This window comes from Pseudothauera lacus, assembly GCF_003034845.1.
Taxonomy (GTDB): domain Bacteria; phylum Pseudomonadota; class Gammaproteobacteria; order Burkholderiales; family Rhodocyclaceae; genus Pseudothauera; species Pseudothauera lacus.
Genome location: NZ_PZKC01000002.1, coordinates 202,679 through 228,210 on the forward strand (window position 1 = coordinate 202,679; position 25,532 = coordinate 228,210).

The following is a 25,532-nucleotide window of genomic DNA, read 5'->3' on the forward strand; positions in this document are numbered from 1 at the left end:
AATGCAATCACGTTCAAGTATCCGAAACGACGATACGGGGGGTTCTTCATGAGTACATCCCCCGAACGCCGGACCGCTTTCCGAAACGCCATCGAGCACTTCCTCAAGGAGCGCCTCGACGAAAAACTCAAAGGGCTCGCTGACGACAATCCAAAGCGCGTCGAACTGATCGCCCGACACGAGCGTGATACGTGGCTGGCCAACGCCGCTCGACGAGTAACGTGGATCCAGATCGCCACGCATACCCTCAAGCCCATCCACCCCGACGCCCGCGGCACCAACCTCTTCCGTGCCCCCCAAGAGTTGCCTGCACACCGGGAAGTCGGCAGCCACGTCCTGGGACAGAACTTCAGTAGCGACGTGGTCGGCGACGCGAAGGCACTCGACGTCTTCAAACTGTTGAAGCTACCGGTCGACGGACGCCCCCTGCTCGCCTGGATGCAGGACGGCGATCCCGACATGCTCGGGGCACTCAGTGACGACGCCGATCAGGCAAGCGAATGGCTGGCCGCGTTCACCGGCATCACCGCCCCGCGCAGCGCCACGCCGAGTTCGCACGCCCTGGCCAAGCAGCTCTACTGGCTGGCGGGTGAAGACCCCGCCGACGACGCTCATTATCACCTGCTCGCGCCGCTGTATTCGAGCGCGCTGGCCCACGCCGTCTTCCAGACCATCAACGAGGACCGTTTCGGCGAAGCCGGCATGCTCGCGCGACAGGCACGCTACGCGCAACGGGACCACGACACCGGCTACCGCGAGTATCCCGATCTCGCCGTGCAGAAGTTCGGCGGCACCAAGCCGCAGAACATCAGCCAGTTGAACAGCGAGCGCGGGGGCAACAATTACCTGCTGGCCTCGCGTCCGCCCAAGTGGAAGTCGCGAGCCTTGAAGGCGCCGCTGTTAGCCGAATCGGTTTTCCCCCGGTTCGGCGGGATTCGGGAGGTGCGGGCCACGGTGCGCGTCCTGCGTGATTTCCTCGAGAGCGACCCGCCCTCCACCATGGAAACCCGCAACCGCCGGGACGCCCTGCTCGATCGGCTGATCGACGAACTGGTCGCCTTCGCCCATCCCCTGCAAGCCACCCTTCCGGCCGGTTGGACGCGCGATGCGGATTGCCGCCTGGTCGAAGCCGAACGGCTCTGGCTGGATCCCAGGCGGGCAGAAGCCGACGACGAGGCTGACACGGAATTTGGCGCAACCTGGCAACGCATGGACTGGCCCGCCGAAATCGGTCGCCGCTTTGGCAACTGGCTAAACCACGAACTCGGGCAGATCTTGCCCTTGGGCGACATCGAGAGCCGCTTCTGGCGCGACGAACTGCTGCACCACACGACATGGGCTGGCAAGTTGCACGCACTGCGGATCCAGGGCGATGCGCCGACCTACATTCCGGTTCGGGAGGCCGTGCAATGAATACCTTGCCCAATAGCGATGGCCTGCTGATCCTGCCGCGCCTGCGCGTGCAGAACGCCAACGCCATCTCCAGCCCGCTGACTCACGGTTTCCCCTCGATGACGGCCTTCCTTGGCCTGATGTGGGCGCTCGCCCGCAAGCTGGAAGCGCACGACTTGCCGCTTGCCTTCGACAGTGTCGGCGTGATCTGCCATGACTTCGATGAACAGGTCACCGAGGGCGGCTATGTAAAGGCCTTTCGCCTGACGCGCAACCCGGTGGGCAAGGACGGCGGCAGCGCAGCCATCGTCGAGGAAGGCCGCATGCACATGGAGATCACGCTGATCTTCGGCATCAGCGGCGGCTTCGTCGAACTCGACGACCGCGCGCACGACGCCATCGCCCAAACCGTCGCCCATGAACTGGCCGGCATGCGCATCGCGGGCGGCAGCGTGCTGCCCAGCAGCGACTGGCGCAGTCGCCCGGCGGTGCTGCGCTTCGGCGACGATGCCGAAGACGTTCGCCGCCGCTTCCGCCATCTGCGCCGCCACTGGCTGCCGGGCTTCGCGCTGGTGTGCCGGGACGATCTGCTGCACGCGCGCCTCGATCAACTGCGCGAAGCCGCACCGGAGACCACCGCGCTGGATGCCCTGCTCGATCTGTCGCGCTTCAACTGGCGGCCGGTTGGGCCAGACGCTGAATCCGATGGCGCATCCGCCACAACGGCAAAGGTCGAGTGGAAACCGGAGCCACGGCCGGGCTGGATCGTGCCCATCCCGGTCGGCTTCGGCGCACTGTCCGAGCTAATGCCCGCGGGCGAAGTACAAAGCGCACGCGACCGCAACACGCCGTTCCGTTTCGTCGAAAGCGTGTACTCCATCGGCCAGTGGATCAGCCCACACCGCCTGGACAACGCCGCGCAACTCCTCTGGTACGCCAGCACCGACCCGGCCGCCGGCCTGTACCGCTGCCGCAACGACTTCGCATCCCGGCTATCCGCCTGAACCGACCGAACCACTCACTTCAAGGAATCCAGATCATGACGCTCAAGACCGCTTCCGTACTCGCCTTCGAACGCAAACTCGACCCGTCCGATGCCCTGTTCTACGCCGGCAACTGGGATCAACGCGACACCGCCGACGACTGGCAAGCCGTACCGATCCGCGAGAAGTCCGTGCGAGGCACAGCTTCCCATCGTATGAAGGTGAAAGGCGGCGCCGACTCCATCAAGCAAGACATGAAATTCGAGTCACCGAACCCGCAACTCGTAGACGTTGCCACCCTTCCCAACGAAGCAGACACCTTGAAGGTGGTGTTCACGCTGCGCGTACTGGGCGGCACCGGCAAGCCGTCCGCGTGCAATGACGCGGACTACCTGAACAAGCTGCTCGACACCGTGCGCGGCTACGCAGACACGCAGGGCTTCGGCGAACTCGGCCGGCGCTACGCCTTCAACCTCGCCAACGGCCGCTTCCTGTGGCGCAACCGCATCGGTGCGGAGCAGGTGGAAGTGCGGATCGCCCATCTGGTGAGCGGAGCCGCGCAGGAAACCTGGACCTTCGACGCCCTGGCGCTCCCGCTGCGTAGCTTCGAAGCTCCCTCAGAAGCCGCAGACGCGCTCGATAGCCTCGCCCGCCTGATCACCGATGGCCTGGCCGGGCAACAGCACGTGCTGCTGCAAGTCACCGCCTTCGTCCGCATCGGCGCCGGGCAGGAAGTCTTCCCGTCGCAGGAGCTCATCCTCAAAGATGAAAGGAACCGTGGCGACAAGAGCAAGACGCTCTACCACGTCAACAACATCGCCGGCATCCACTCCCAGAAGATCGGCAACGCCCTGCGCACCATCGACACCTGGTACGAAGGCGCCGACGAAATGGGGCCGATCGCCGTCGAACCCTACGGCTCCGTCACCACCCAGGGCAAGGCCTACCGCCAGCCCAAGCAGAAGCTCGACTTCTACAACCTGCTCGACAACTGGATCATCAAGGACCAGACCCCACCCGTGGAGCAACAGCACTTTGTAATCGCCACTCTGGTGCGCGGCGGGGTCTTTGGCGAGGCGGGCTGAGCATGGACCACTACATCGACATCACCGTGCTGCCAGACCCGGAGTTCCCGGTAACGACGCTGATGAACGCCCTGTTCGCCAAGCTGCACCGCGGGCTGGTCGATCACGGCGGGCGAGACATCGGCGTCAGCTTCCCCGAAGTCGTGCAGGGCAAGCGAACGCTCGGACCGCGGCTGCGCCTCCATGGCGACAGTTCGAGTCTCGATCGGCTCATGGCGATCGGGTGGATGCAAGGCATGCGCGACCACGTCACCGTCACACCGGTTCAGCCAATACCGGCCGAAGTGCAGCATCGCGTCGTGCGCCGCGTTCAAGCCAAGAGCAGCCCTGAGCGACTGCGCCGTCGCCTGATAGCCCGCAAATCGATCGATGCTGAAACGGCTCGAACGGCGATTCCCGACAGTGCGGCGGAGATGCTGGAACTTCCCTACGTCGAGATCGCGAGTCGCAGCACCGGCCAACGATTCAAGCTGTTCATCGAGCACCTGAAGCCGGTATCAACCGCTACGGCCGGCCCGTTCGGAACCTACGGCCTCGGCACGAACGCGACCGTTCCGTGGTTCTAGACCCTTTTCTCGGCGCCCGTTACGAACGGTTGAAAATCAGCGCGTTACGAGCTGTCGTGTGAGTTGGGTATTCGGGCGCGTTTGCGCCCGAACTCTTTAACAATTAGGATCTTAGGCGCCAAATCGTGTAGCTCACTGCCGGACAGGCAGCTCAGAAACAGCATGGGCAGCGGCCATGCAGGCGCTGGGCGCTCACTGCCGGACAGGCAGCTCAGAAAATTCGCGAACCACGCGTAAAGATCAAGTATCGGCTCACTGCCGGACAGGCAGCTCAGAAAAGCGAATGCAGGCCGAGGAACGGCTACTGATCGCTCACTGCCGGACAGGCAGCTCAGAAACGGAGCGTCTCGCGCACGTGCGCCATCAGACCGCTCACTGCCGGACAGGCAGCTCAGAAAAGGGGTCGAGCGCGATGCTGCGGGGGACGGTGGCTCACTGCCGGACAGGCAGCTCAGAAAGCGGGTTGTGCGCAGCCTGTATTGCGGGATGGGCTCACTGCCGGACAGGCAGCTCAGAAAGCGCACCTGGACACTCTCCGCGGCCTGCTCGCGCTCACTGCCGGACAGGCAGCTCAGAAATTCTACCGCCGCCTCGCGTCGGATGCGGAGATGCTCACTGCCGGACAGGCAGCTCAGAAATCGGCGGCAGCTGGATCTACATCGACCCCGCCGCTCACTGCCGGACAGGCAGCTCAGAAAATTGGGGAGGGTCATTTGCCCGCCCTGTACGGGCTCACTGCCGGACAGGCAGCTCAGAAAATCCCCGCCGCCCGCCGCAGCGATGCCCCCCCGCTCACTGCCGGACAGGCAGCTCAGAAAGGACGTCGCAACGACCTCCGCGTATGCTGTGAGCTCACTGCCGGACAGGCAGCTCAGAAAGCTCGCTCCCACTCGCGCAGGCGGCGCACCTCGCTCACTGCCGGACAGGCAGCTCAGAAAATTCGGCCAAATGGCTATGATGCAGGCGGACTGCTCACTGCCGGACAGGCAGCTCAGAAAATCAACTACTGCGGCCGCAGGAGCATCACGACGCTCACTGCCGGACAGGCAGCTCAGAAACAGCATGGGCAGCGGCCATGCAGGCGCTGGGCGCTCACTGCCGGACAGGCAGCTCAGAAAATGTCGACGGTGAGCCATTGGAGCAGGCGCAGGCTCACTGCCGGACAGGCAGCTCAGAAAACCGCCCATGCGGTGCTGCGGCTGGCGTCGTGGCTCACTGCCGGACAGGCAGCTCAGAAATGCACGGTGCGAATGTCGGAACCCTGCTCGAGGCTCACTGCCGGACAGGCAGCTCAGAAATACCGGTGCGAGGGACATTTGGTGATGAGCGCGCTCACTGCCGGACAGGCAGCTCAGAAATGGGGTATTTGCGCTCGATGGCGTGGGGTAGCGCTCACTGCCGGACAGGCAGCTCAGAAACGCAGGCGCAGGCCTTCCTTGAGCCGCATGCCGCTCACTGCCGGACAGGCAGCTCAGAAATGTGAGCGGCGGCAGGGTTGCTGGGGTGCCGGGCTCACTGCCGGACAGGCAGCTCAGAAATCACCGACGTTGCTCGCGGCCGCTGCATCGGGGCTCACTGCCGGACAGGCAGCTCAGAAATCTACGCCATCGGCGAGTATCCGGCGGTGTCGGCTCACTGCCGGACAGGCAGCTCAGAAAAAACGGTGCCGGCGGGTGGCGCAATGTCGAATGCTCACTGCCGGACAGGCAGCTCAGAAAAGCGTGTGCCGGCGGGGTCGATGTAGATCCAGGCTCACTGCCGGACAGGCAGCTCAGAAACGACCACGCGCATTGCGCTGCAGATGCTGCTCGCTCACTGCCGGACAGGCAGCTCAGAAAGAATCTGGTGAGGGTTACGGTGATGCTGATGCGCTCACTGCCGGACAGGCAGCTCAGAAAGGCAACATGAAGCGCCGCCGGCCGCACATCGTGCTCACTGCCGGACAGGCAGCTCAGAAATGGCAGGACTGGGAAGCCGGTAAGGCCCGCATGCTCACTGCCGGACAGGCAGCTCAGAAAGCCATCGCCCGGAGACCCGCGCCATGCTTGAAGCTCACTGCCGGACAGGCAGCTCAGAAAATGTAGCGCGCGTGGTTGTAGGCCGCCTTGGTGCTCACTGCCGGACAGGCAGCTCAGAAAAGCAACTTCGGCTTGGTGAATCCATCCGAATCGCTCACTGCCGGACAGGCAGCTCAGAAACGGAGAGACTCGCGCACGCGGTCCATCAGGCGGCTCACTGCCGGACAGGCAGCTCAGAAAGCTGCGCGATGTGCGCACATGCCTGCCCAGCGCGCTCACTGCCGGACAGGCAGCTCAGAAATGGAGGCCATCGCCAGCGATGCAACAGCGCTGGCTCACTGCCGGACAGGCAGCTCAGAAATGTTGCGAGGAAATCGCCGACTTTATCCTGAAGCTCACTGCCGGACAGGCAGCTCAGAAAAGTCCTCAGCGCCACAGCAACCGCCGGGCGACGCTCACTGCCGGACAGGCAGCTCAGAAAGTTATCAGACAATCCCCCCAACTCCTCGCGCTGCTCACTGCCGGACAGGCAGCTCAGAAAGTTGGGCCCGCCTGACCTCAGGCGTTGGCAGGGCTCACTGCCGGACAGGCAGCTCAGAAATTTCCCGGCGCGGATGATGATCTCGCGGCGTTGCTCACTGCCGGACAGGCAGCTCAGAAAACATGGTGCCGGCGATAGACCCCGGTGCGCGGGCTCACTGCCGGACAGGCAGCTCAGAAATGTTCTTCGGGGATGCGCAGGGTGACGATGCTGCTCACTGCCGGACAGGCAGCTCAGAAATTGCCGGCGCCATCGGCGTAGCCGGCGAACTTGCTCACTGCCGGACAGGCAGCTCAGAAAAAGACGCGCAGATCACCATCCATATGCCCCCAGCTCACTGCCGGACAGGCAGCTCAGAAAGCGTCCAGTCTGCCTGATGCAGGTCCTGGCACGCTCACTGCCGGACAGGCAGCTCAGAAAATCACCCCCAACAGCAGCACAACCTCCCCAGTGCTCACTGCCGGACAGGCAGCTCAGAAAGCCGGATCAAGCGCCACCGTGCAGTGCCACTCGCTCACTGCCGGACAGGCAGCTCAGAAATACATGGAACGAACGTTGAAACCATCCTTCCTGCTCACTGCCGGACAGGCAGCTCAGAAAATGTAGCGCGCGTGGTTGTAGGCCGCCTTGGTGCTCACTGCCGGACAGGCAGCTCAGAAAACGCAGGCCATGGCCGACGGCGTGGACGTGTCGCTCACTGCCGGACAGGCAGCTCAGAAAAGCGCGACCGCGCCCGCGATGCTCTTGCGAAGGCTCACTGCCGGACAGGCAGCTCAGAAAACAGTCTCGCCCACAGATTCTGGGGATAAGCCGCTCACTGCCGGACAGGCAGCTCAGAAATCGCCGAGACTGGCGCCATGCTTGGAGGGTGGGCTCACTGCCGGACAGGCAGCTCAGAAAAGAAAGCCGACAGGCATTCGGTGCCCGAAGCCGCTCACTGCCGGACAGGCAGCTCAGAAATTGATGATTCGCCCGTCTTTGACCGTGATCTCGCTCACTGCCGGACAGGCAGCTCAGAAGCGCTCCGAAGGGTCGCGCGCTGAAAGCCCCGGTGCTCACTGCCGGACAGGCAGCTCAGAAACGATCCAGCGTCAGCCCCTGCCGCGGGAACGCGCTCACTGCCGGACAGGCAGCTCAGAAAGGGGGCCGAAAGGCCCCGCCGCAAATCCATCGGCTCACTGCCGGACAGGCAGCTCAGAAATTGCTGTGGTTGCGGAAGACGGCGAGCCGGCCGCTCACTGCCGGACAGGCAGCTCAGAAAATCTGAGTTAGACGACATCCGCAGCGGAATAAGCTCACTGCCGGACAGGCAGCTCAGAAACTGATCGTTGCGCACTTGCCCGGATGGGCAGGGCTCACTGCCGGACAGGCAGCTCAGAAAGGCTCGAACGGCTACGAGGGGCAGATGATCATGCTCACTGCCGGACAGGCAGCTCAGAAAATCACCAAGGACTTGCTGCGCCAGCACGACGCGCTCACTGCCGGACAGGCAGCTCAGAAATCAATGGTGCGCTTGGCGGCACGGCCCAGGGAGCTCACTGCCGGACAGGCAGCTCAGAAAACATCAAGGGCTCGCTGGCCGGGCAGCCGATCGCTCACTGCCGGACAGGCAGCTCAGAAATACATGAGCCCCGGTGATCTGGGCCTTGCACTGCTCACTGCCGGACAGGCAGCTCAGAAAGCACGCGGCGGCTACCTGGCGGCGCGCAGCTCGCTCACTGCCGGACAGGCAGCTCAGAAAAGGCCATCGACCGCCTACGGGTGCGCAACGTGGCTCACTGCCGGACAGGCAGCTCAGAAACTGAGCCGTCAGGGCGTTTCCAGTTGCCGACGGCTCACTGCCGGACAGGCAGCTCAGAAATGATGCAAAGCCGGGCATGGCCGCGCCACCCTGCTCACTGCCGGACAGGCAGCTCAGAAAAGTCGCCGGCGGGGATGTCGGCGAATGCCACGGCTCACTGCCGGACAGGCAGCTCAGAAACACTCGGCGTCAGCGAATGTGCGGCGACCGGGGCTCACTGCCGGACAGGCAGCTCAGAAAAAGCGCATGCTGCAGATGCGCGCACGCGCCTTGCTCACTGCCGGACAGGCAGCTCAGAAACCGAAAGTCGCCCTAAATACTCTAGGCTTGACGCTCACTGCCGGACAGGCAGCTCAGAAATCGTCCATCCAGTCATAGGTAGCCCCCGGAGTGCTCACTGCCGGACAGGCAGCTCAGAAAGAGATCGAGGCGGCGAAGAAGGTGCAGGCGGTGCTCACTGCCGGACAGGCAGCTCAGAAAGTGCGCAACCAGCGCGCGACGGGAACGTTCCCGCTCACTGCCGGACAGGCAGCTCAGAAAGGAATGCCACCGATCGGGCGGCGGGTTTCGGGGCTCACTGCCGGACAGGCAGCTCAGAAATCAGCTCGTCGATAGCCTGCCCGTTCGAAATAGCTCACTGCCGGACAGGCAGCTCAGAAAAGGTGAACAGGCCGTCGCTGCTGGCGATGGTCGCTCACTGCCGGACAGGCAGCTCAGAAAAATGTCATGGGCGTTGTGAATCCGCTGGTACCGCTCACTGCCGGACAGGCAGCTCAGAAAAGAAAATCCAGCTCGGCAAGCGCAAGCTCAACGCTCACTGCCGGACAGGCAGCTCAGAAAACAATCACGCCGCATTGGCACGTCGCCACAAAGCTCACTGCCGGACAGGCAGCTCAGAAATCCCCGGAATGAGGGGGCAAGGAGAAGAAGATGCTCACTGCCGGACAGGCAGCTCAGAAAACGTCCGGCAGATCGTGCGCAACAGCACGGTCGCTCACTGCCGGACAGGCAGCTCAGAAATGGTCCATCTCGGCCCCGAACGCATCCCCGTTGCTCACTGCCGGACAGGCAGCTCAGAAAAGTTCGGCCGCTGAGTAATGGGTTTTCGTCACGCTCACTGCCGGACAGGCAGCTCAGAAAATGGACCCCACCTGGCCCAACGCCAAAAGTTTGCTCACTGCCGGACAGGCAGCTCAGAAAAACTTGCAGATGCCAGCCTTGCGTGCAGCCACGCTCACTGCCGGACAGGCAGCTCAGAAACTTCGATCCACGTTTCGACGATGTACTCCTGCGCTCACTGCCGGACAGGCAGCTCAGAAAACATGACCTGGTGCAGGTTGGCGTCGAAGAACGCTCACTGCCGGACAGGCAGCTCAGAAATGGAGGAATGTGTGCACCGTGGGCGCGTGTTCGCTCACTGCCGGACAGGCAGCTCAGAAATCCGCAAACTGCCCCCAGCGCGGCATGTCATGGCTCACTGCCGGACAGGCAGCTCAGAAAGAGATCAACCGGGCGCACGGCGAGGCTTACATGCTCACTGCCGGACAGGCAGCTCAGAAAACTGCCTCGCGCCCCTCGCCTCCACCTGTGCCGCTCACTGCCGGACAGGCAGCTCAGAAATTGGGCAGCGGCGTACCAGCGAAGAAGGTATCGCTCACTGCCGGACAGGCAGCTCAGAAAATCGAGGACGCCAAGCGCGCCGGACTGGCCGGGCTTACTGCCGGACAGGCAGCTCAGAAACAGTGCCCCGCCATGGTCGGCGCAGGTACTCGGCTCACTGCCGGACAGGCAGCTCAGAAATAAACCACCCGGAACGCACGCAGGACCGCAGGGCTCACTGCCGGACAGGCAGCTCAGAAAAGGAGGCCGCATGACCCCCAGCCGCCACACCGTGCTCACTGCCGGACAGGCAGCTCAGAAAACAACCATGACGGATGGGAGGCCAGTTGGCCCGCTCACTGCCGGACAGGCAGCTCAGAAAAAAGCCGCATGGCAGGCAAAAGCCAACGCAGCGCTCACTGCCGGACAGGCAGCTCAGAAATCATCCCCGGCACGGGGGCAGGGGACGTAAAAGCTCACTGCCGGACAGGCAGCTCAGAAAACGCATCCGCCTCGGCCAGCATGTCGCAGAACGCTCACTGCCGGACAGGCAGCTCAGAAACTTCGCCATCGAGACCGCCAACGGCGACAAGAGCTCACTGCCGGACAGGCAGCTCAGAAAACGGCGCGCAGGGTTGGCGTCCATGTCACCAGGCTCACTGCCGGACAGGCAGCTCAGAAAAGCTCGCGCAGGCTTCAAGCGGACACGTCCAGGCTCACTGCCGGACAGGCAGCTCAGAAAGCCATCGCCCGGAGACCCGCGCAATGCTTGAAGCTCACTGCCGGACAGGCAGCTCAGAAATGGAGCGCCGCGAGATCATCGTCCGCGCCGGCGCTCACTGCCGGACAGGCAGCTCAGAAACTGGCCGACTGCGTGACCATCCCGCGCAGCCCGCTCACTGCCGGACAGGCAGCTCAGAAAAAGAGCCGCGCCGAACGCGTGGGCGGGCGCCCGCTCACTGCCGGACAGGCAGCTCAGAAACTGGTTATCGCGGGCGGCCGGCGGCCACCCACGCTCACTGCCGGACAGGCAGCTCAGAAATGGTACTCGATCATGTCGACGGGCTTCATGGTGCTCACTGCCGGACAGGCAGCTCAGAAATGGAATACCCGCCATGGGTACTCCCACACGCCGCTCACTGCCGGACAGGCAGCTCAGAAAATGCAGAGAAGGCGAGCCTGACCTGTGGAACAGCTCACTGCCGGACAGGCAGCTCAGAAAATGTGGGTCGCCTTGCTGCCCAGGGTGTTGCGGCTCACTGCCGGACAGGCAGCTCAGAAAAGGAAGCCGCGGAAATGAAACCTAACTCCAATGCTCACTGCCGGACAGGCAGCTCAGAAAAAACCCAAAATCTGTGCAATCGTCATCGCTCAGCTCACTGCCGGACAGGCAGCTCAGAAAACCACGGCAAACGCTCGCCGCGAGAGATGGGCGCTCACTGCCGGACAGGCAGCTCAGAAAAACTGCCTGCCGCGCGGCACGCCCGCATGAACGCTCACTGCCGGACAGGCAGCTCAGAAATGGAGCGCCGCGAGATCATCGTCCGCGCCGGCGCTCACTGCCGGACAGGCAGCTCAGAAATGGGCAACGTTGTGAACTATGACCCGGTGCGGCTCACTGCCGGACAGGCAGCTCAGAAAGACGAATTGCCGCTCTATCGCCGGCAGAAGGTGCTCACTGCCGGACAGGCAGCTCAGAAAATTCAGGAAACCAACGAGGGGTATTGTCGGACGCTCACTGCCGGACAGGCAGCTCAGAAATCAAGAAAAAGCCCACCTCCGTCGGTGAGCTTGCTCACTGCCGGACAGGCAGCTCAGAAATCGCACGGGCGGTCTGAAAACGTCGTTTTGCCGCTCACTGCCGGACAGGCAGCTCAGAAATGAAACCATCGAACGAAAAGCGACACCCGCGCAGCTCACTGCCGGACAGGCAGCTCAGAAATTGAGCACCGCACGGCATCCGTTCTCGTCCAAGCTCACTGCCGGACAGGCAGCTCAGAAAGTAAAGCTGCTCGCCCCCGCGCGCCAGGCGCTGCTCACTGCCGGACAGGCAGCTCAGAAAATCACAGCGCCCTCCAGCACGTCCCCGCACCCGCTCACTGCCGGACAGGCAGCTCAGAAAAGCCATCGGCGCGCTGAATGCTCCAGCCTCCGGCTCACTGCCGGACAGGCAGCTCAGAAACGATTCCGCGGCGAACTTGGGGACGGTGACGTGCTCACTGCCGGACAGGCAGCTCAGAAAATGAAAACATCGGGGCACGTCCGCTGTGCTCACATAGACGCTGCTGCCGTTCGTCCCCCACGTGCTCGTTGGGATAGGCCGAGCAGTACGGCTCTGTACCCGACGAATCGACCGTGCCGGTCGCAGCTTACCAGCGGCATGCTGGCAAGCCTGGTCAGTTGCGTTTCGATCCCGGCATCGTGTTCGTCGATCACGCGGGGGATGAGTTGATGGGTCCCAAGGTCCCGAAGCCGGTGGTCGCGTGTTCCCCGTGCGCGCCTTGTGCCTCAGACCACGGCGCGGCGGCGGGTGTGCAGGCCGAGCAGGGTGAGGCTGCCGAGCAGCAGGGCGAGGGTGCCTGGTGCGGGGATGCCGGTGGGTGGGTCGAGCGGGGGCAGGGTTGTGGGCGGCTGGAGGTGGATCTCGCCGTGCTGTTGCAGGCTGGTGACGACTACGCTGCCTTCGATGTTGTTGTAGTTGGTGAGGTGGGCGTTGGGGGCGAGGACGGTGCCGCCGAACTGGGTGTGGAGGGTGATGGCGGTGGCCTGGTGGAAGTTCCAGATCACCTGGGTGGCGATGCTCAGTGCGCTGCCGCCGAGGAAGTTGGCGGCGATGTTGATGATGGGGTCGTCGATGTTGATGATGACGATCTGGGCGCCGCCGAGGTTGAAGTCGAATTCGCTGGCGGCCAGCACCAGGGTGTCGAGGTTGTGGAGGTCGAATACGGCGATGCCGTTGGCGCCGGGGATGGCGGTGAAGCTGGCCCTGTTGCCGCTGATGGCAACGCTGCTGCCGCTGTCGGCGAGGCCGGCGAGTTGGCTGGAGAAGGCGCGCAGGGTGGATTCGAAGGCGGCGGTGTCGGGCTGTGCGGTGGCGGTGGTGGTGCGTCCGCCGTTGAAGTTGCTGGCGCCTGCCGCGCCGCCGACGTAGGCGGGGCCGCCGTTGAAATTGACGTTGCTGGCATTGCCGGCGACGTGGGCGCTGCCCTGGTTGATGTTGGCGTTGGCGAGGTTGCCGCCGATGCTGACGCCGCCACCGTTGACGTTGACCCGGGTGGCATTGCCGCCGACCACCAGCCCGGCGTAGTCGGAGTCGAGCAGGCGGTGGGGGTGCTGGGCGTAGTCGCCGCCGCTGACGTTGCCGCCGATGTAGGCGCGCCCATCGACGTCGGAGGTGGAGACGACGTTGCCGAAGGCGACCAGGTTGAATTGCTGGAGGATTTCGCTGGCGCTCAGCGGGGCGGCGTGTGCGTTGACGACGCAGGCCATGCAGGCGAGGGCGCCGGTGAGGCGGCGGAGCGCGTTGGGGGTGATGTACATGGCGGCCGGTCGGTTTGGATTTGCCCGCGATGATAGGGCTGCGGGCGCGGCCGCCGGTGTGCGCTATCTCACGCGGTGGCGGTATTCGGTGCGGCACTGGTACGCCACCGTCTGTCAGTGTCCATACTGGTGTAATGGTCTTCTGCCACCCTTTGCTGGAGCTTTGACTGCGGGGGGCAGATCATGGAAATCGGTGAGGCAGGTGGTGCCAGCCTTGGGCGCTGCATGGATTGCGGGCGCCTGCGGGCGGATGGTGAGGACGGCTTGTGCGCGCACTGTCGCCTGCGCCTGGAGCTGCTGCGCTCCGCGCTGTATGCGGAGGAGCGCTACGGGGTGACCTGGGTGGTGTTTGCGGCGCTGGTGGCGGTGATTCTCTTTCTTGCGATTTCCGGTGCCGGTTCGGTGGACCGCGGGTTGCTGGGGGCCTGGTTCCGCTGATCGGCGGGTTCAGCTGCCCGCCTGCGCACAGGCGAGCAGGTCTTCGAGCCATTGGCGGGTTTCGCGGCGGGCGCGCTCTTCGGTGAGGCGCTTGCACAGCGATTCGCGCACTTCCGCCCAGGGTACGGTGCGTTCGGGGTGGATCTGTTCGCACCACAGCAGGTGGAGGCCGAGCTCGGACTCCACCACGGCGCTGCGCCCGCCTTCGGGCAGTGCAAAGAGGGCGGCTTCCAGTTCGGGGTAGAGCTGGCCGCGGGCGACTTCGCCGAGCAGGCCGCCGTTCATTGCGGTGGGGCATTCCGAGTGTTTCATGGCCTGTTCGGCGAAGCGCTCGGGGCGTTGCGCGATGCGCGCGGCGATGGCGTTGATGCGGGCGCTGGCGGCGTCGCGGTGGTTGTCGGGGAAGTCTTCGTTGATGGTCACCAGGATGTGGCGCGCGGTGCGCCGCTCGGGGGTGCGGAAGCGTTCGAGGTGGGTGTAGTAGAAGATTTCCGCCGCGGTCGCGTCGACGGCCGGTACGCGTGCGCCGACCCGTGCCATTACGGCGTCCACGCGCAGTTTGCGGGCGAGGGCGTCGCGCAGGCTGGTGGGGTTGAGGCCGGCTTCGTCGAGGGCGTCTTCGAAGGCGGTGGTGCTGTCGTAGCGCGCGGCGATTTCGCCAAAGGCTTCGTCTACGGCGCCCGGCGGCAGGCATACGCCGCTGGCTTCGCTGCTGCCGAGGACGGCGGTTTCGATGCTCAGGTAGCGTTGGGCAACGGCGCGCATCTTGCGCGTCTGGGCTTCGTCGAGGGCGCTGCAGGGCTTTTCGAAGAGGGCCTGGGCGGCCTGCAGTTCGTAGTAGGCGCGGGTGTTCATGGCTGCGCTTCCTCGCCGCAGGGCAGCGGGTTGAGCGAGATCAGCGAGGCTTCGGGTACGCACAGCACGCGGTCGCCGAAGATGACGTGGTAGTGCACGCCGCCGGGCATGTCGCGCATTACCTTGAGCACCTCGCCGTTGCTGCCGGCTTCTGCCACCACTTCGCCGCCGATGGCGAAGCTGCGCAGTGCGCGGACCTTCTCACGGGATTCGAAGCGGCTCGGTTGCCAGGGTTCGTCGGCACCGATGAGTTCTTCCTCGCGACAGCCGACGATGCGTCCGGCGTCGAGAAAATGCACGGTGTAGATGATCTGGTCCTGCAGGAAGGTGCCGATCTCGATCACCGTGCCGACGCTGCCACGGCGCATCAGCAGTTCGCCGATTTCCATGCCGGGGTAGGTGCCGTCGTTGCGTACGTTGCGGATCACCCGCACGCTGTCGCCGTATTCGAATTGATGGATCATGATCGTCCTGCCTTGTCGATGCGTGGTGCGCCCGGCGGCCTCAGCGCTGGATCGAGCTCAGTGGCACGAAGGCCGTGCCGCTGGCCTTGCGGAACACTGCGAAGACTTTCTCGGTGACGGCGTCGGAGACGGTGAAGTCGCGGTAGGCGAGTTCGAGAAAGCGCTGGTAGTGGGCGCGCGCGGCGGCGTCGTCACCCTGCGGGGCGGGGTTGTTGGCGAGGTAGTCGTGGTAGCGCTGGAGGATGTGCAGGCGATTGACGTGGACCACCGCGGGGTCGTAGGCAATGCCGAAATAGTCGAGGAAGTCCTCGGCGGTGCTCAGTTCTTCCAGCGCTTCTTCAAGGCTCAGGTCTTCCATGATGGGTGCTCCCGGTGGTTGTTCAGGTGGGCTGGGTGTCGTGCTGGCGGGCGTGGGCGATGTCGAGCAGGGCCTGGCCGCCGAGGCGGTCGGCTTCGTCGATGCGCACGAGGTCTTCGAGCAGGCACACGGCGCCGCTGATGTCGCCGATGCGCAGGCGGACGTAGGCGGCGGCCTTGAGTGCGGAGAGGTAGAAGCGCGTGAGGGTCATCGACTGGGCGGCGGCCGCGGCCACGGCGGCGGCGTCAAGGGCGCGGCCGTCGGCGGGCAGGCCGAGGCGGCGGCCGGCGCTGGCGACGGCTTCCCACACCACGGCCTGCGCTTCGGTGAGGCGGTGGCGGTAGAAGTAGAAGCGGTAGCGCGCGACGAGGACGACGAGGTGTTCGGGGGCGAGGGCATGGGCGCGTTCGAGGAGGGTTTCGGCCTCGGGTTCGGCAAAGCACTCGCCGGCGCCTTCGATGAGCGCCTGTACGCCCTCGGGTAGCGCGTCGTCGAAGTACAGCGGCTGGGGATCGAAGTGCAGGAGGTCCATCAGCGCGTCTTGCCGTCTTCGCCCTGACAGGCGCATTCGGTACAGGCGAGCTCGGTGTTGGCCTGGCAGTCGACTGCTTCGGTGATCACGATGGCAGGCCGGGCGGCGGCGCCGCGGCGCAGTTCGCCGAGTTCGGTCTCCAGGCTCTTGATGCGTTCGACCAGGCAGTTGAGGGTGTGGCCGACGGGGTCGGGGAGCAGGTGGTGGTCGAGGTTGAGCTCGTCGGTGGCGGCGAGGATGGGGGCGTTGCGCCGCACCACGCGCGCCGGGATGCCGACCACGGTGCGGTCGGCGGGGACGTTCTTGACCACCACGGAGTTGGCGCCGACGCGCACCCGCGCGCCGATGGTGATGGCGCCGAGGATCTTGGCGCCGGCGCCGACGACGACGTGGTCGCCAAGGGTGGGGTGGCGCTTGCCGGGGTTCCAGGTGGTGCCGCCGAGGGTGACGCCGTGGTAGAGGGTGACGTCGTTGCCGATCTCGGCGGTTTCGCCGATCACCACGCCGGCGCCGTGGTCGATGAAGAAGCGCCGGCCGATGCGTGCCCCCGGGTGGATGTCGACATTGCTCACCACGCGGGCGACAAAGCTCAGCAGGCGGGCGGCGTAGCGCCAGCCGCGGCGCCACAGGGCGTGGGCGAGACGGTAGAGGATGATGGCGTGCACGCCGGGGTAGGTGGTCAGCACCTCCCAGGTGGTGCGTGCGGCGGGGTCGCGTCCGAACACGCAGCGCACGTCCTCGCGCAGCAGCGCGAACAGGCCGGGGGGGGCGGTGTCGGCGGTCATGGGCAGGCTGTCGGCAGTCATGGTCAGGCTCCGTGGGCGGAGAGCGCGAGGGTGTCGAGCAGGGCGTTGCAGTGTGAGCTGCTGGCCAGCAGTTCGTCGTGGAAGCGGCGCAGTTCGGCGGCCTGCGGGCTGCGCTTGGTGCGCGTGGCAAAGTCGCGCACGCGCGCCAGCAGACAGGCGGCCTGGGCCGGTTCGAGGGTGATGCCAAGTGCTGCGTAGGCGCTGCTCACCGCGCGCGCGCCGGAGTGCTTGCCGAGGATCATGCGGTGGCTGCGGCCGAGCAGGGCGGGGTCGATGCCCTGATAGTTGCGCGGGTCCTTGAGCAGGCCATCGACGTGGATGCCGGCTTCGTGGGTGAATACGCCTTCGCCGACCACGCTCTTGTGCCAGCCCACCGGCCGCCCGGAGGCCAGCGCGACCTGTTCGGAGGCGGCCAGCAGACGGCTGAAATCGACGATTCCGCTCATGCCGTGAAACTGCCGCAGACCGAGGGCGACTTCTTCCAGCGCGGCATTGCCGGCGCGTTCGCCCAGGCCGTTGACGGTGGTGTTGACGTGGCTGGCGCCGGCACGCACGGCGGCCAGGGTGTTGGCGGTGGCGAGGCCGAGGTCGTCGTGGGCGTGCATCTCCAGTTCCAGCGTGGTGGCGGCGCGCAGGCGGGAGATGGCTTCGAAGGTGGCAAAGGGGTCGAGCACGCCGAGGGTGTCGGCAAAGCGGAAGCGGCGCGCACCGGCAGCGGCGGCGGCCTGCACGACTTCGATGAGAAAGGCCGGATCGGCGCGCGAGGCGTCCTCGCCGCCGACACCGACGTCGAAGCCGGCCTCCAGCGCCACCGGCACCCAGCGTGCGATGCGTTCCAGCACGGCGTCGCGGTCGCTGCCGAGCTTGTGGCGGATCTGCTGGTCGGAGACCGGCACCGACAGTTCCAGCATGTGCACCGGCAGGCTGCGACAGGCGTCGATGTCGGCTGCGCCGAGGCGCCCCCAGACGATCAGGCGGGTGGCCTCGGGCACGCTGTCGGCAATGGCGCGGATGTCGCCACGCTCCTCCTCGCCCATCGCCGGGATGCCGATCTCCAGCTCGCGTACGCCGATCTGCGCCAGGGTGGCGGCGATGGCGCACTTTTCGGCGCGGCTGAAGGCCACCCCGGCGGACTGTTCGCCGTCGCGCAGGGTGGTGTCGTCGATGATCACGGAGGCGTTCATGGCGGGCGCGGCGCGTCAGGCGTAGGTGGGGGCGAAGGCCTTTTCGGGGTCGGCCACCGGGCCATCGCCGTCCCAGTAGGGCGAGAGCTTGCGCAGCTGGGCGATGATCGGCGGCACCGCGGCGATGACGCGGTCGATTTCTTCCTCGGTGTTCTCGCGCGACAGCGAGAAGCGGATGGTGCCGTGGGCGGCGGTGTAGGGAATGCCCATGGCGCGCATCACGTGCGAGGGTTCCAGCGAACCGGAGGTGCATGCCGATCCGGAGGAGGCGGCGATGCCCTGCTTGTTGAGCAGCATCAGGATGGCCTCGCCCTCGACGTACTCGAAGGCGATGTTGAGCGTGTTGGGCAGGCGGTTGTCGAGGTCGCCGGTGGCGAAGGCGTTGGGCACCGCGGCGAGGATGCCGGCCTGCAGCTTGTCGCGCAGCGCACGCACGTGAGTGTTCTCGAAGGACATGTGCTCCAGCGCAAGGCGGGCGGCAACGCCGAGGCCGATGATGCCGGGGACGTTCTCGGTGCCGGCGCGGCGCCCGCGTTCCTGGCCGCCGCCGCGCAGCAGCGGGCGGAAGCGCGAGCCGCGGCGCAGGTAGAGCGCGCCGATGCCCTTGGGGCCGTGCAGCTTGTGGCCGGAGAGGGAGAGCATGTCGATGGCCGATTCGGCCATGTTGATCGGCACCTTGCCGACCACCTGCACCGCGTCGGTATGAAAGAGGATGTTGGCGTCACGCGCCATGCGCGCCATCTCTTCGACCGGGAAGAAGGTGCCGGTCTCGTTGTTGGCCCACATCACCGAGACGATCGCCACCTTGTCGGTGAGCAGCTTGCGGTATTCGTCGAGATCGATGCGGCCCCTGCCGTCCACCTTGAGGCGGTGGATGGTGTAGCCGTCCTTCTCGAGCTGGTCACAGAGGTGCAGCACGGCGTGGTGTTCGACCGCGCTGGTGATGATCTCCTTGCGGTCCGGCGATGCCTTCAGCGCCGAGAGGATGGCGGTGTTGTCGGCTTCGGTGCCGCCGGCGGTATACACGATCTCGGAGTCGTACTCGGCGCCGATCAGCTTCTGCAGCGCCGCGCGTGCGGCCTTCACTTCGTGACCGACCTTGGCTCCGAAGCTGTGCATCGACGAGGGGTTGCCGAACTGCTCGGTGAAATACGGCAGCATTGCCGCGACCGCTTCGGGGGCGCAGCGCGTGGTGGCGTTGTTGTCGAGATAGATCGGCTTCAGCAGGGAATTCGGGGTGCTCATCGCAGTTCTCCAGCGCTAGCGGTGTTCCATCGTTCCCGGATGCCGGCCACTGACCAGGGCATCCGGGCTGCGCGACCGGAGTCGCAGTGCTACGTGTTTGCTCAGCTCGGGTTCACCAGCCCCTGCGGGCTCTTCAGCTTCACCGGCACCAGCTTCACCAGTTCGCCCAGGGCTTCGATCATCTGCTGCTGGATGCCGCCCAGGGTCAGCGCTTCCATCTGGCAGCCGGCGCAGGCCCCCTTCATGGCCACGTAGATGGTCTTGCCCTCGACGTCGACCAGCTCAATGTCGCCGTGGTCGCGCTGCAGGTTGGGGCGGGCGCGCTCGATGACCTGCTCGATGCGGCGGATGCGCTCCAGCGTGGACAGCTTGCCGGGGCGGGTCTTCTCCGGCGGCGGCGCCGGCGAGAAGGTCTCGCCGCGCTCGGCCATCACCTTGGCGAGGATTTCCTCGATGCCTTCATGGCACGAAGAACAGCCGCCGCCGGCCTTGGTGTAGTTGGTCACCTGCTCGACGCTGCACAGATTGTTGGCGCGGATGGTGTCCTCGATCATCACCGAGTCGATGGCGAAACACTTGCAGATCAGCGCGCCTTCCTCGTGGTCGTCCTTCCATTCCTCGCCACGGAAGTTGGCCACCGCGCTCTGCAGCGCCTCGCGCCCCATCACCGAACAGTGCATCTTTTCCGGCGGCAGGCCGCCGAGGAAGTCGGCGATATCCTGGTTGCTCACCGCCAGCGCCTCTTCCAGGGTCTTGCCCTTGATCATCTCGGTCAGTGCCGAGCTCGACGCGATCGCCGAGCCGCAGCCGAAGGTCTGGAAGCTCGCATCGACGATCTTCTCGGTCTCCGGCTCCACCTTCAGCATCAGGCGCAGCGCATCGCCACAGGAAATCGAACCCACCTCGCCGATCGCGTTGGCCTCAGGCATCGGGCCGGCGTTACGCGGGTTGTAGAAGTGTTCCTTGACGGTTTCTGAGTAATCCCACATGGCTGTTCTCCCCGCTCAGGCAGTAAAGGACTGGCCACAGGCGCAGCCGCCGGAGGCATTCGGATTCTCGAACTTGAAGCCCGAACCAGTGAGCGACTCGACGTAATCCACGGTCACGCCCGAGAGCAGCGGCGCGGAGAACGGATCGACCAGGATGGTCACGCCGTCGACTTCAACCGCAACGTCGTCCTCGGCCTTCTCGGCTTCCAGCTTCATGCCGTACTGCAGCCCGGAACAGCCGCCGCCCTGCACATGAATGCGCAGCCCGGCAACCGGATCGGCGGAACCACTGATGAAACGGCCAACGGCCTGCAGTGCGGTGGGGGTGAGGATGATCATGATCTTGTCTCCTGGGGAAATCGGGGGTTCGGGAGACAAGTTGCAAGGTGCGTGCCACGTGCTGCGGTAGCGTAAGGCCTTGATTTAGTTGTGTTGTCGGGTTGTTGTCGTTGTCGGAAGCGGGACGCGGATGGGGCGTTGTCGGGTTTGCTACATGGGGCTCGGGTCGCTCGCGCCGGGTATAGCCGCGCCGCCTCTTTCAGTCATGGAAATGGTGGCTTGCTTCCAATCGCTCCCTACTTTCGTCATTTTGCATGGAAGGCAAAATGGGTATGATCTCAGAAAAGTTCGCTTCAACTTAGATTGCCAACGGTCACATCATGAGCGCGCCCAAATACGTACCCGCCTATTGCCACAAATGCCGGGATCAAGTCATGGCAGTTGGGAAGAGGCCGAATCACGTCTTGCACCTTGTTCTTGCCGTCGTCACAGCAGGTTTTTGGATCATTGTCTGGCTCCCGCTTGTGTTGCGTCGCGGTCCCCTTAACTGTTCAAAATGTGGATCGACGCTATGATCAAGTGGTTGATCCATTCTCTAGTGCTCCTGCCTTTGGTCACGCTCTCAACGGCGATCCAAGCCGATGTTTTTCGATGCACGCTTTCGAATGGCAAAGTCGTTTATCAAGGCACCCCATGTTTCGACGGAGTAGAAAGAACTATTGATGACAGGGACACGCGCAGGCTTGAGCGGATCGCGCAGCAGAGGAGGGAAGATGAGGAGCGCATGCGTGCTCTAGAGCGTGAAGAGAACCAAAAGTGGGCTCGCTGCGAAGCAGATGGATCCTGCGAAGAACGATGTGGCAACGCAGGTGCAACCCTCGCCATAGTCTATCTGGCTAACTTCAGGCAGGCCGCCGGCGTTGGCCTTATGGCTTCGGATACTATGCGCCAAGGATGTGAGCGGCTTGTAGGTAGCCGGGGTGTCTCCTGCGTACGCCAATGCGAGACCGGCTTCAAGGTTGAAGCACGAGGGGCCTTGCGTTAAATCAACAATTGGACCAACTGTCGGGGACAGACCACGGCTTTCATTAGACCGTAATCGGTCCCCGATTCGTCGTGGATGGATAGACGCCGTTGGCCGGATTAAGTTTGACCCGACCTCAGTGATTCAATGAAGGTGCGCAATGCAATCCGTAAACATCCATGAAGCGAAGACGCATCTGTCGCGTTTCGTCGATCTCGCCGCGGCGGGCGAGGTGATCATCATTGCGCGCGCCGGCAAGCCGGTCGCGCGTCTGGTCGCGCTGTAGGCGCCCGAAGATGCCCCGCGCCAGCTTGGCCTGGGCAAAGGGCGCTTTAGCTTGCCCGCTGCTTCAATGCACTGGCTGCGCAGGAGATTTGCGCCATGTTCGAAGGCAGCCCCGCAGATGAGCGCTGACAAGTCATCCGGTGCGGTCCTCCTGCTCGATACCAGCATCCTGCTGGCCGCACTGATTGCGCCGGAGCGGCTGCCGGCCGCCGTGCGCACTGACCTCGAATCCCCTGCGAACAGCATCCTGTTCAGTGCCGAGAGCATCTGGGAGATTGCCATCAAGCGCTCCCTGCAGCGCGACGATTTTGACTTCGAGCCCGGAGGACCTCGAGGCTCTGGCCCTGCAGACCGACTTTGCTGAACTGCCGGTGCGGACGGCGCACTGCCATCGCGTGCGTCGTCTGCCGTGGCATCACCGCGACCCCTTCGACCGCCTGCTGGTGGCGCAGGCGGAGGCGCTGCCTGCGCATCTGCTGAGCTCGGACGGAATGCTTGAGCGCTACACAGCGCTGGTCAGGCGGGCAGGAGGACCGAAGGGGTCGGACACGAGCGATTCACTCAGCACAGCATCGTCATGAGCCGATGTGCTGAGTGACTCATCACCGCCGAATGGGCAGCGTGCGCGGGATTGGCAACAAGGTGTGGGCCGCTTTACGCCGAGCCGACGTGCAGCTTCCCCGGATCAGGCCGCCGGCGTATCGCGCCAGCAGCGGATGGCGCGCTGGAAGAACAGGCTGTTGGGGATCTGCAGCACGGTGTTGCCGCCGTAGGGGGAGTGTTCCTGCAGGGTGGTGTAGATCAGGTTGATGTCGACCACCTGGCCCTTGAGGCCGGGTTTGTCGCCGCCTTCCAGTACTTCAATGTGGTCGTGCAGGCGGAACGGGCGGGTGGTGAAGATCAGCAGGCTGCAGAAGATGTTGGAGAGCACGCTCCATGCGGCGAAGAAGGCCACCGCGGCGACGGCGGCGAAGCCGGTGAAGGCGGTCCATAGCACCGTCGCAGAAACGCCGACGCGGTCCAGCACCAGCAGTGCGGCGCCCGCAAAGAGCAGGATGCTGCCCAGGCGCTGAACCATGAAGGCCAGGTCCGGCGGCAGTCCGTAGCGCACGCCCACCCGCCGCAGGACGCGGCGCAGCAGCGCATGCAACAGGGCCGCGCAGATCAGGATCACCAGCACCTGCAGGGCGACCGTGATGTCGTCCAGCCAGGGTTCGGCCCATGCGGGCAACAACTGCTTCATGCGCACTCCATTTGATGCGGTGCCGCGCCGGGTTGGCGGGAATGTGCGCATTGTAGGCCACCCCGCCGGTGCGCTGGCGGGGTGGCCGGGAAGGGCGTCACCCCCGCAGTTGGGCGGTGAGCTGCTTGAGATCCAGGGTCCGTGCGCGTTCGGCGATCTGCGGCTGGTAGCGCGACTGCAGGCCGCGCGCTTCGTCGGTGAGGCCGGCGAACATCTGCTTGAGGGCGGCTGAATCGAGCTTGCGACCGCCGCTGTAGTAGCGCTTGGCGACCTGTCCGAGCGCCCAGGTGGTGGCGAAGGAGAAGGCCGAGCCGGTGGCTGCACTGCCGAGGGCGCGTCCGGTCTTGCCCAGCACCTTGCCGAGCAGGCCACCCACCAGCTTGCGGCCGAACTGTTCGACGTACTGCGAGGTGAGGCCGACGCCGATGGTGGCGAGGAAGTCGGTGATGTGGCCGCGGTCCAGCTCAAAGCCGTGGGCCTTGCCGACGCGATACACCAGCCGGGTCTGCAGCGGGATGATGGCCCACGAGGCGAGCGACTGCGGCAGCAGTTCCAGCGCGCCGTTGAGGATGGATGCGTTGAGGATCATGCGGTCGAGCTCGGCCTGGTCGGGTCCCGGCGTGGTAGCCGCACTGGCAGCAGGGGGCGGTGCCGCCGGATCGGCTGGCAGCGGCGGCAGGGCGCCGTCGACCGGCGCGTCGGCGAGCGCGTCGGCTTCATCGACGAGCGCATGCGCGCGCCCGGCATCCAGGCCGAGCAGGGCGGCAAGGCGCTCCAGGAAGGCGGTCTCGTCCGCGCTGTGATGGCCGTCGGCGTCGCACACGCCCACCGCGGTCTCAAAAGCGAGCTGGCGCAGTTCGGGCGCATCCAGCGCGGCGGCGGCGTCTTCCAGCTTCACCCGGCGCAGCAGCACGTCCTGGTAGAGGGTGATGAAGTCGGCGCCGGCGGCGCTCGACAGTGATTCGGCAATGCGGCGCACGTGTTCGCGCTCGCGCGCGTCCTGGTGGCCGTCGGCAAAGGCGGCCATGAGGGCGATGGTGAGCAGGGCGCGGGTGTGGTCGGGGTTCATGCGGGGCTCCGAGGGTGTTGGGGCGGGTCGAGGGCTTCGACTGGGGAATGGAGAGAAGTTCCCGGGGGGCGTGCGATGTGGGGGTGAGGATGGGTTCAAAGCCCCGACAATCGCTTCGACCACCGCATCCGTCTCCATCAGCACTTCGTTATTCCAGAACCGCAGCACGCGAAACCCCGCCCGCGTCAGAACCTCGGTGCGCGCTGCATCTTGCTGCATAGCTTCAGCATGCTGCGAACCATCCACTTCCACTACGAGGCGCTGTTCCAGGCACACGAAGTCGAGCACATAGCCCTGGAATGGATGCTGCCGGCGGAACTTGATGCCCAGCTGCCGCCCACGGAGGCGCTGCCAGAGCTTGCGTTCGGCGTCGGTCAGGGTTCTTGCGCAGGTGGGTGGCGAAGACCTTGGTGTCGGGGGTGGTTTGGCCGTGCATGAGGGCGCCGGATCAATGCATGGAAATGCGTTACGCATTGTGTTGTCTCCGGCGACCGTAAGTCCAGTAGCGCGCCTGCCTTCAGGCCCCGCTACCCAGCCTCACCCCAGCACATGCTCATACACCAGGCGCAGCACGTCGCGCTCGGTGTCGGGGAGTCCGCGGATCTCGGTGAGGGTGACGAAGCGTCCGTCGGCCGCAGCGACGGCGTCGAAGGGCGGGTCGATGGTGGTGAACTCGCCCAGGCGGACGTCCAGTGTGCCGCCGGGGGCGAGCAGGTCGGCGTGGAATTCACCGTCCACGCGCACCGCGCCGGCCGGCAGGCCGAGGCGGGCAGTGGCCTGGGTGGCGAGCGGGCCGGGGTGGGGCAGCACGTCCCCGCCGTCGCCGGCTGCGAGCCGGGCGGCGAGGACGGTGTTGCCGAAGCGCGCGAAGCGCACCATGCCGCTGGTGGACTGCTTGTGGTACAGGATCAGCGCGAGGTCGTTCATGCGCGCACTGCGCCTCAGGCGGCGACCGGGGCGGCGCCGTGGGTGTGGCAGCTCTTCGGGCACACCCGCGCACAGGCGCCGCAGCCGATACAGTCCAGCGCGTCGGCGAGGGTCATGACCATCATGTTGTCGTCGTCGAGGTCGTCGTCCAGCTCGTCTTCGTCGCGCTCGACGAGGTCGAAGACATTGCGCGGACAGACCTTGTAGCAGCGCCCGCAGCCGATGCACTTCTTGGCGTCGAGTGCGAGGACGAACTGTGGTTCCCAGGTGGCGCCGCCGCGGGTCAGGCCGGTGATGTTGCTCATGATG

General features: G+C 65.1%; 22 protein-coding genes, 1 pseudogene and 1 CRISPR repeat array. Of the genes and pseudogenes, 8 read left to right on the forward strand and 15 right to left on the reverse strand.

Going from position 1 to position 25,532, the window contains the following annotated elements:
• Positions 1–48: 48 nt before the first annotated feature.
• From csy1 to cas6f, 4 genes are read left to right on the forward strand one after another with little or no spacing between them, the layout of a single operon-like run.
• Positions 49–1,413, forward strand: coding sequence for a type I-F CRISPR-associated protein Csy1 (gene csy1, locus C8261_RS02895; protein ID WP_107492160.1), 1,365 nt, complete (start codon positions 49–51; stop codon positions 1,411–1,413).
• Entirely contained in the window at positions 1,410–2,396 is a 987-nt protein-coding gene (csy2, locus tag C8261_RS02900; RefSeq protein WP_107492161.1) for a type I-F CRISPR-associated protein Csy2, read from the forward strand. The genes csy1 and csy2 overlap by 4 nt, the downstream gene beginning before the upstream one ends.
• Before the next feature lie 35 nt (positions 2,397–2,431).
• Positions 2,432–3,460, forward strand: a complete 1,029-nt coding sequence (gene csy3 / locus C8261_RS02905) for a type I-F CRISPR-associated protein Csy3 (RefSeq protein ID WP_107492162.1) — start codon at positions 2,432–2,434, stop codon at positions 3,458–3,460.
• 2 nt (positions 3,461–3,462) lie between these two features.
• Positions 3,463–4,026: a type I-F CRISPR-associated endoribonuclease Cas6/Csy4 gene (gene cas6f, locus C8261_RS02910; RefSeq protein WP_107492163.1), complete on the forward strand. Its 564-nt coding sequence runs from the start codon at positions 3,463–3,465 to the stop codon at positions 4,024–4,026.
• A gap of 130 nt (positions 4,027–4,156) precedes the next feature.
• Positions 4,157–12,227: a CRISPR direct-repeat array (repeat unit 28 nt; unit sequence GCTCACTGCCGGACAGGCAGCTCAGAAA).
• A gap of 266 nt (positions 12,228–12,493) precedes the next feature.
• Here the strand turns inward: cas6f and C8261_RS02915 are convergent.
• Positions 12,494–13,525 carry a collagen-binding domain-containing protein gene (locus tag C8261_RS02915; protein WP_107492164.1) on the reverse strand — a complete coding sequence of 344 codons (1,032 nt, stop codon included), beginning with the start codon at positions 13,523–13,525 and terminating at the stop codon, positions 12,494–12,496.
• 183 nt (positions 13,526–13,708) lie between these two features.
• On the opposite strand from C8261_RS02915, the gene C8261_RS02920 reads away from it, so the two are divergent.
• Positions 13,709–13,963 (forward strand): hypothetical protein, encoded by a 255-nt coding sequence (locus C8261_RS02920; RefSeq protein ID WP_107492165.1) that lies wholly within the window; start codon positions 13,709–13,711, stop codon positions 13,961–13,963.
• 9 nt (positions 13,964–13,972) lie between these two features.
• Here the strand turns inward: C8261_RS02920 and nifM are convergent, their stop codons facing one another.
• The 9 genes from nifM to C8261_RS02965 form a co-directional block, all read right to left on the reverse strand.
• Positions 13,973–14,818 carry a nitrogen fixation protein NifM gene (gene nifM, locus C8261_RS02925; RefSeq protein WP_107492166.1) on the reverse strand — a complete coding sequence of 282 codons (846 nt, stop codon included), beginning with the start codon at positions 14,816–14,818 and terminating at the stop codon, positions 13,973–13,975.
• Positions 14,815–15,282, reverse strand: a complete 468-nt coding sequence (locus tag C8261_RS02930) for a nitrogen fixation protein NifZ (RefSeq protein WP_181358826.1) — start codon at positions 15,280–15,282, stop codon at positions 14,815–14,817. The genes nifM and C8261_RS02930 overlap by 4 nt, the downstream gene beginning before the upstream one ends.
• 40 nt (positions 15,283–15,322) lie before the next feature.
• Complete coding sequence (gene nifW, locus C8261_RS02935) at positions 15,323–15,640, reverse strand: nitrogenase-stabilizing/protective protein NifW (RefSeq protein ID WP_107492168.1); 318 nt, start codon at positions 15,638–15,640, stop codon at positions 15,323–15,325.
• Between the two features lie 22 nt (positions 15,641–15,662).
• On the reverse strand, positions 15,663–16,172 hold the full coding sequence (locus tag C8261_RS02940; RefSeq protein WP_107492169.1) for a hypothetical protein: 510 nt from the start codon (positions 16,170–16,172) through the stop codon (positions 15,663–15,665).
• Positions 16,172–16,978 carry a serine O-acetyltransferase gene (gene cysE / locus C8261_RS02945; protein WP_107492170.1) on the reverse strand — a complete coding sequence of 269 codons (807 nt, stop codon included), beginning with the start codon at positions 16,976–16,978 and terminating at the stop codon, positions 16,172–16,174. Before cysE ends, C8261_RS02940 begins: the two co-directional genes overlap by 1 nt.
• 2 nt (positions 16,979–16,980) lie before the next feature.
• Positions 16,981–18,162, reverse strand: coding sequence for a homocitrate synthase (gene nifV / locus C8261_RS02950; RefSeq protein WP_107492171.1), 1,182 nt, complete (start codon positions 18,160–18,162; stop codon positions 16,981–16,983).
• Between the two features lie 15 nt (positions 18,163–18,177).
• A complete protein-coding gene (nifS, locus tag C8261_RS02955; RefSeq protein ID WP_219905119.1) occupies positions 18,178–19,407 on the reverse strand; it encodes a cysteine desulfurase NifS in 1,230 nt (409 codons plus the stop codon).
• A 101-nt stretch (positions 19,408–19,508) separates the two neighbouring features.
• Positions 19,509–20,396: a Fe-S cluster assembly protein NifU gene (gene nifU, locus C8261_RS02960; RefSeq protein ID WP_107492172.1), complete on the reverse strand. Its 888-nt coding sequence runs from the start codon at positions 20,394–20,396 to the stop codon at positions 19,509–19,511.
• A gap of 15 nt (positions 20,397–20,411) precedes the next feature.
• Positions 20,412–20,735, reverse strand: coding sequence for a HesB/IscA family protein (locus C8261_RS02965; RefSeq protein ID WP_107492173.1), 324 nt, complete (start codon positions 20,733–20,735; stop codon positions 20,412–20,414).
• 1,124 nt (positions 20,736–21,859) lie between these two features.
• Here C8261_RS02965 and C8261_RS02970 point away from each other — a divergent pair.
• From C8261_RS02970 to C8261_RS17790, 3 genes are all read left to right on the forward strand, one after another.
• Positions 21,860–21,985, forward strand: a complete 126-nt coding sequence (locus tag C8261_RS02970; RefSeq protein ID WP_107492174.1) for a type II toxin-antitoxin system Phd/YefM family antitoxin — start codon at positions 21,860–21,862, stop codon at positions 21,983–21,985.
• A gap of 117 nt (positions 21,986–22,102) precedes the next feature.
• The gene (locus tag C8261_RS17435; protein ID WP_219905120.1) at positions 22,103–22,348 is read left to right on the forward strand and encodes a PIN domain-containing protein; all 246 of its coding nucleotides are present in this window, start codon (positions 22,103–22,105) and stop codon (positions 22,346–22,348) included.
• Between the two features lie 7 nt (positions 22,349–22,355).
• Positions 22,356–22,565 carry a PIN domain-containing protein gene (locus C8261_RS17790; protein WP_328588040.1) on the forward strand — a complete coding sequence of 70 codons (210 nt, stop codon included), beginning with the start codon at positions 22,356–22,358 and terminating at the stop codon, positions 22,563–22,565.
• 104 nt (positions 22,566–22,669) lie between these two features.
• Here C8261_RS17790 and C8261_RS02980 read toward each other — a convergent pair whose 3' ends face one another.
• The 5 genes and pseudogenes from C8261_RS02980 to fdxB form a co-directional block, all read right to left on the reverse strand.
• Entirely contained in the window at positions 22,670–23,227 is a 558-nt protein-coding gene (locus C8261_RS02980; protein WP_107492175.1) for a mechanosensitive ion channel family protein, read from the reverse strand.
• Positions 23,228–23,324: 97 nt separating this feature from the next.
• Complete coding sequence (locus tag C8261_RS02985) at positions 23,325–24,434, reverse strand: YcjF family protein (RefSeq protein WP_219905132.1); 1,110 nt, start codon at positions 24,432–24,434, stop codon at positions 23,325–23,327.
• A gap of 18 nt (positions 24,435–24,452) precedes the next feature.
• Positions 24,453–24,770: pseudogene (locus C8261_RS17840) on the reverse strand (endonuclease domain-containing protein); the annotation flags it as partial.
• 63 nt (positions 24,771–24,833) lie between these two features.
• Positions 24,834–25,223: a hypothetical protein gene (locus C8261_RS02990; RefSeq protein WP_107492177.1), complete on the reverse strand. Its 390-nt coding sequence runs from the start codon at positions 25,221–25,223 to the stop codon at positions 24,834–24,836.
• Between the two features lie 14 nt (positions 25,224–25,237).
• Positions 25,238–25,528 (reverse strand): ferredoxin III, nif-specific, encoded by a 291-nt coding sequence (gene fdxB, locus C8261_RS02995; RefSeq protein ID WP_107492178.1) that lies wholly within the window; start codon positions 25,526–25,528, stop codon positions 25,238–25,240.
• Positions 25,529–25,532: the final 4 nt, after the last annotated feature.

What these genes read in the sequence shown, in the direction of transcription:
- csy1 (WP_107492160.1), top strand. Translation starts at nt 49, where the DNA reads ATGAGTACATCCCCCGAACGCCGGACCGCTTTCCGAAACGCCATCGAG.
- csy2 (WP_107492161.1), top strand. Translation starts at nt 1,410, where the DNA reads ATGAATACCTTGCCCAATAGCGATGGCCTGCTGATCCTGCCGCGCCTG.
- csy3 (WP_107492162.1), top strand. Translation starts at nt 2,432, where the DNA reads ATGACGCTCAAGACCGCTTCCGTACTCGCCTTCGAACGCAAACTCGAC.
- cas6f (WP_107492163.1), top strand. Translation starts at nt 3,463, where the DNA reads ATGGACCACTACATCGACATCACCGTGCTGCCAGACCCGGAGTTCCCG.
- C8261_RS02915 (WP_107492164.1), bottom strand. Translation starts at nt 13,525, where the DNA reads ATGTACATCACCCCCAACGCGCTCCGCCGCCTCACCGGCGCCCTCGCC.
- C8261_RS02920 (WP_107492165.1), top strand. Translation starts at nt 13,709, where the DNA reads ATGGAAATCGGTGAGGCAGGTGGTGCCAGCCTTGGGCGCTGCATGGAT.
- nifM (WP_107492166.1), bottom strand. Translation starts at nt 14,818, where the DNA reads ATGAACACCCGCGCCTACTACGAACTGCAGGCCGCCCAGGCCCTCTTC.
- C8261_RS02930 (WP_181358826.1), bottom strand. Translation starts at nt 15,282, where the DNA reads ATGATCCATCAATTCGAATACGGCGACAGCGTGCGGGTGATCCGCAAC.
- nifW (WP_107492168.1), bottom strand. Translation starts at nt 15,640, where the DNA reads ATGGAAGACCTGAGCCTTGAAGAAGCGCTGGAAGAACTGAGCACCGCC.
- C8261_RS02940 (WP_107492169.1), bottom strand. Translation starts at nt 16,172, where the DNA reads ATGGACCTCCTGCACTTCGATCCCCAGCCGCTGTACTTCGACGACGCG.
- cysE (WP_107492170.1), bottom strand. Translation starts at nt 16,978, where the DNA reads ATGACTGCCGACAGCCTGCCCATGACCGCCGACACCGCCCCCCCCGGC.
- nifV (WP_107492171.1), bottom strand. Translation starts at nt 18,162, where the DNA reads ATGAACGCCTCCGTGATCATCGACGACACCACCCTGCGCGACGGCGAA.
- nifS (WP_219905119.1), bottom strand. Translation starts at nt 19,407, where the DNA reads ATGAGCACCCCGAATTCCCTGCTGAAGCCGATCTATCTCGACAACAAC.
- nifU (WP_107492172.1), bottom strand. Translation starts at nt 20,396, where the DNA reads ATGTGGGATTACTCAGAAACCGTCAAGGAACACTTCTACAACCCGCGT.
- C8261_RS02965 (WP_107492173.1), bottom strand. Translation starts at nt 20,735, where the DNA reads ATGATCATCCTCACCCCCACCGCACTGCAGGCCGTTGGCCGTTTCATC.
- C8261_RS02970 (WP_107492174.1), top strand. Translation starts at nt 21,860, where the DNA reads ATGCAATCCGTAAACATCCATGAAGCGAAGACGCATCTGTCGCGTTTC.
- C8261_RS17435 (WP_219905120.1), top strand. Translation starts at nt 22,103, where the DNA reads ATGAGCGCTGACAAGTCATCCGGTGCGGTCCTCCTGCTCGATACCAGC.
- C8261_RS02980 (WP_107492175.1), bottom strand. Translation starts at nt 23,227, where the DNA reads ATGAAGCAGTTGTTGCCCGCATGGGCCGAACCCTGGCTGGACGACATC.
- C8261_RS02985 (WP_219905132.1), bottom strand. Translation starts at nt 24,434, where the DNA reads ATGGAGACGGATGCGGTGGTCGAAGCGATTGTCGGGGCTTTGAACCCA.
- C8261_RS02990 (WP_107492177.1), bottom strand. Translation starts at nt 25,223, where the DNA reads ATGAACGACCTCGCGCTGATCCTGTACCACAAGCAGTCCACCAGCGGC.
- fdxB (WP_107492178.1), bottom strand. Translation starts at nt 25,528, where the DNA reads ATGAGCAACATCACCGGCCTGACCCGCGGCGGCGCCACCTGGGAACCA.